This window comes from Rhodococcus sp. P3_B8, assembly GCF_056402775.1.
Window position 1 is genome coordinate 1 of sequence record NZ_JBFUGT010000420.1, and the last position, 4,650, is coordinate 4,650.

4 protein-coding genes and 1 pseudogene are annotated in these 4,650 nt (G+C 68.0%); 3 read left to right on the plus strand and 2 right to left on the minus strand.

The features are described 5' to 3' along the window. Window positions 1-903, plus strand: a 903-nt coding sequence (locus AC1D1G_RS41930; RefSeq protein WP_477956572.1) for a multicopper oxidase family protein, incomplete at its 5' end; no start/stop codon positions are given. On the opposite strand, the gene AC1D1G_RS41935 is transcribed toward AC1D1G_RS41930, so the two are convergent. Together AC1D1G_RS41935 and AC1D1G_RS41940 are read right to left on the minus strand one after the other, a co-directional pair. After that, complete coding sequence (locus tag AC1D1G_RS41935) at window positions 900-1,535, minus strand: response regulator transcription factor (RefSeq protein ID WP_477956573.1); 636 nt, start codon at window positions 1,533-1,535, stop codon at window positions 900-902. The genes AC1D1G_RS41930 and AC1D1G_RS41935 overlap by 4 nt on opposite strands. Beyond that, entirely contained in the window at window positions 1,532-2,761 is a 1,230-nt protein-coding gene (locus tag AC1D1G_RS41940) for a sensor histidine kinase (protein ID WP_477956575.1), read from the minus strand. Before AC1D1G_RS41940 ends, AC1D1G_RS41935 begins: the two co-directional genes overlap by 4 nt. A gap of 130 nt (window positions 2,762-2,891) precedes the next feature. Between AC1D1G_RS41940 and AC1D1G_RS41945 the strand changes: the two genes are divergently transcribed. Together AC1D1G_RS41945 and AC1D1G_RS41950 are read left to right on the plus strand one after the other, a co-directional pair. Continuing rightward, window positions 2,892-4,304: an acyl-CoA dehydrogenase family protein gene (locus tag AC1D1G_RS41945; protein ID WP_477956574.1), complete on the plus strand. Its 1,413-nt coding sequence runs from the start codon at window positions 2,892-2,894 to the stop codon at window positions 4,302-4,304. Between the two features lie 29 nt (window positions 4,305-4,333). Then, a pseudogene (locus tag AC1D1G_RS41950) lies at window positions 4,334-4,650 on the plus strand (acyl-CoA dehydrogenase family protein); the annotation flags it as partial.

Below are 4,650 nucleotides of genomic sequence, written 5' to 3' on the forward strand. Positions count from 1 at the left end.
ACCGCGGACGGTGCGCTGGACGAATCGGACCCGACGGACGTCGGCCTGCTCGGCGACACGATCGTCACCAACGGAATCGCCGGTGCGCACCTTCCCGTCGCTACCGGGCTGATTCGATTGCGTGTCCTCAACGGCTCGTCGGGCCGCCTCTACAACCTCGGCTTCTCCGACGACCGCGAGTTCCACCTGGTCGCGACGGACGGGGGTCTCCTCGGCGAACCGGTGCCCCTTCGCCGGATCCAGGTCAGTCCGGGCGAACGGATCGAACTCGTCGTCGCAGCGGGTGACGGGCGCACCGTGATGCTGCGTTCGCATCCGATAGAGGGCCGGGGCGGCGTCGACCGCGGCGACGCCGCCGGGTACGGCCTCGAGGATACGTTCGACATCCTCGAACTGCGGCCGGACCGCCGCCCGCTCCCCTCCCGGCCGATTCCGCCCAGGCTGGTGGCCGTCCCGCGACTCGACCCGGCCACCGCTGCCGCGGAACGGAGTTTCGAACTGCGGTGGTTCATGATCAACGGAGCACGAATGGACATGAACCGCATCGACTTCTCCCCCGCCGTCGGCACCACGGAGGTGTGGACGGTGCGCAACGTCGACAACTGGCCACACAACTTCCATGTTCACGACGTGCAATTCCAGATCGTCGACATCGACGGCTCCCCGCCACCACCGGCGCTGGCCGGCTGGAAGGACACCGTCTACACGCCTCCCGGAACCGAGATCCGGCTGGCGATGCGTTTCACCGACTACACCGACGCGACGTATCCGTACATGTTCCACTGTCACCTTCTGCTCCACGAGGACCGCGGAATGATGGGACAGTTCCTCGTCCTGGAGCCCGGTCAGCGGCCGGATCCGATGACGATGGCGATGCCGTCGAACGACCACCACGGTGGCTAAAGCCGGGTGTGGGCGAACACGGCCAGCCGAACCCGGTTGTCGCAGCCCGTCTTCTCCATCAGGTTCGCCACGTGCGTCTTCACCGTCGTGACACCGATGTAGAGGCGGGCCGCGATCTCCTGATTGCCCAGCCCTTCTCCGACCAGGGTCAGCACTTCCCGTTCCCGCCCCGTCAGTGCGATCGACGTCGAGGACTGCCCGTCCGGAGGTGCGATGTCCAGCGCCCGGTCGACGAGGCGGCGGAGCAGCGCGGGAGTGAAGATCGTGTCGCCCGCCGCCGTCCGGCGAATCGCGTTCAGGAGTTCGGCGGGATCGGTGTCCTTGACGAGGAATCCGGCAGCCCCCGCGGCCAGTGCCGGATAGAAGTGGTCGTCGTCGTCGAACGTGGTGAGGACCAGAACCTTCACTGCGGGATGTGAGCTCGCGACCTGCCGGGTCGCCGCGATCCCGTCGAGTCCCGGCATGCGCAGGTCCATCAGGATCACATCGGGTGAGCGCTCCGCCACGAGTCGCACCGCCTCCAGCCCGTTCGACGCCTCACCGACCACGTCGATGTCGTCCGTCGCGTCACACAACATCCGCAGTCCCGCGCGGACGAGCCGCTGGTCGTCGACTATCAGTACCCGTATCACTGGCCCACAACCTCATTCGTGCCGGTGCCGTCGCCGACACGACCGGGTAGCCAGGCGTCGACCACCCACCCGTTCACGGTATCCGTCACTCCGAGGGTGCCGCCCGCGAGTTCCACCCGTTCACCCATACCGATGATGCCGTGACCCTCCGAGCGATCCGCGGGGGTGGTGCGGTGCCCGGTGCTGGTCACCCGCAGGGCAGTTCCGCCGGCGTTCGGTTCGAGTGTCACGGACACGGCGCCACCGGGAGCGGAGTGCCTCATCGCATTCGTCAGCGATTCCTGCACCACCCGCAGGAGAGTCAGCCGGCCGATCGCGTCGAGCCGGGCTATGCCCGGGTCGATCCGCGCCGACACCGGGAAGCCCGCAGCCCTCGTGCGGTCGACCGCAGCGGCGATCTCGATCGACAACGCTTCGGGTTCCACGAGCGCCACGTCGCCCATCGCGGGATCGCGCAAAGCGACGAGCAGCCGCCGGATGTCGGCGAGGGCATCGGATGCGGTGCGGTGCACGTCCTCGAGCACCGAACTCGTGCGGCCGTCCACGTCCGTCAGCACGTGCTGCGCCACCCCGATCCGGAGCACGATCGACGCCATGTGGTGTGCAACGAGATCGTGCAGTTCCCGTGCCAGGGCATTGCGCTCGGCGACCACGGCGCGGGACCGGTCCTCCAGCCGGCGTGATTCGGCTTCGGCGGCGCGCAGGCGGTAGGTCGCGGCGAGATCGCGCTGCGCGCGCAGATAGAGACCGAGCAGCAACGGCAGTCCGACGTACGCCACGAGGGACACGACGCTGGCCACCTGCCAGAACGTGCGGTAGGAGTCCGCCCAGAGACCCGCCACCACCGCCGCCGTCCAGCACAGCGTGGCGGCGAGGATCGCCGGCGTTCGCCGGGCGCGCATCGCGACGTCGACCAATGCGACGGCGCCGAGGTAGGGAACCAGTTCGGAGAGCCCCCAGGCGTGCGCCGCGAACATCGGAACCGCGAGCACGGACATGACGATCGAGACCGGCAGCGGCCACCGCCCCCCGGCGGCGAACACGACGGCGRCCGTCATCGCGAGCAGCCAGTAACTCGGGGGTACGCGGTACTCGCCGGGGAACGTGCTCGCCAGCAGCAGCAACGGCACGAGCAGCAGGGGCGCGAGACGTATGAGGGGACGGAGCCGACGAATCGCGGGGATCTCGATCACCGCTTCACCGTAGGTGAAGGGTTTCGCCGCCACCTCCTCCCCGAGCAGGATCCGGACGCTTCCGCGGACGGTCGCAGGCACCCGAACTTACTCGATAGTAGACACCCACCTTACTGCTGAGTAAGATAGATCGTGTCCACGCCCGAACACCGAGAAACAGCTGGTGATCATGAGCAAGCAAGACACTGTTGCCCCCAACGACAGCGCGAAGCGGAAGCCCCGCGACACGTCCGCCGTCGGCCTGAATCCGGTCAAGCGCGACGCCATGGGTGCCGCGATGCGAGTGCTGACCAAGATCACCGGTTCCGATCTTGCCGAGAAGTACAACCTGCGCCAGACGATCGACCGGGTGACCTACGAAGGCACGAAGACCGGCTTCAAGACGCTCGGCGCCGCGACCCGCGGGTTCCAGAAGGTGTCCGGAGGCGGTGCGCCGAAACGCCTCCCCGACAACCCGACCGCCAAGGCCGGCTATTTCGACCTCACCCCGAGCGACGAGCAGCAGATGATCGTCGAGACCGTGCGTGAGTTCGCGGCCGAGATCCTGCGACCCGCGGGCCACGACGCCGACGCCGCCGCGGCGGCCCCGGCGGATCTCGTGAAGCGCGCCGCCGAACTCGGCATCACCCTCATCAACGTTCCCGAGGAACTCGACGGGGCCGCCAGCGAGCGCGGGGCAGTCACCAACTCCCTCGTCGCCGAGGCTCTCGCCCACGGCGACATGGGACTCGCGCTGCCGATCCTCGCGCCGAGCGGCGTCGCCGTCGCCCTCACCCAGTGGGGCACCGACTCCCAGCAGAAGACCTACCTGCCCTCGTTCACCGGCGAGCAGGTTCCGAACGCCGCCGTGGTCGTCAACGAGCCACGCGCACTGTTCGATCCGTTCGCGTTGCAGACCAAGGCGGTTCGCTCCCCCAGCGGCTACAAGCTCAACGGCGTCAAGAGCCTCGTTCCCGCCGCCGCTTCGTCGGAGCTGTTCATCGTGGCAGCCGAACTCGACGGCAAGCCCTCCTTCTTCATCGTCGAGGCCGACACGAAGGGACTCGTCGTCGAGGCGGACCCGAGCATGGGGCTGCGCGCCGCGGGCCTCGGCCGGCTCAACCTCACCGACGTCGCCGTGCCCGAGTCGGGTCTGCTCGGCGACGCCGACGCCGACGCGCGGAAGGCCGAGTACGCCGACGCCATCCGGCTCGCCCGCCTGGGCTGGGCGTCGCTCGCGGTCGGAACCGGACAGGCCGTCCTCGACTACGTGATCCCGTACGTCAACGAGCGGGTCGCGTTCGGCGAACCGATCAGCAACCGTCAGGCGGTCGCGTTCATGGTCGCGAACATCGGCATCGAACTCGACGGCCTGCGTCTGGTGACGTTGCGCGGCGCCTCGCGCGCCGAGCAGGGGCTCTCCTTCGCCCGCGAATCGGCCCTCGCCCGAAAGCTGGCGTCCGAGAAGGGCATGCAGATCGGCCTCGACGGCGTCCAGCTGCTCGGTGGCCACGGTTACACCAAGGAACACCCCGCGGAGCGCTGGTACCGCGATCTGCGCGCCATCGGCGTCGCCGAGGGCATCGTCCTGATCTGAGCGGCCGGATTCGAACTAAGGAAACTGTCATGATCAACCTCGAACTTCCCAAGAAGCTCAAAGCCTCCGCGAATCAGGCGCACCAGGTCGCCGCGGAAATCTTCCGGCCGATCTCCCGCAAGTACGATCTCGCGGAGCACGCCTACCCCAAGGAACTCGACACCATGGCCGCCATGGTCGAGGGACTCAACGACTCCGGTAAGGGTGCGGCAGGCGCCGCCCTCGGACGGGGAGACGAGCCGAAGGTCATCGGGAACGTCAACGGCGGCAACATGTCGTCGCTGATGAATGTCATCGAAACCTGCTGGGGCGATGTCGGTCTCACACTGGCTATCCCGTACCAGGG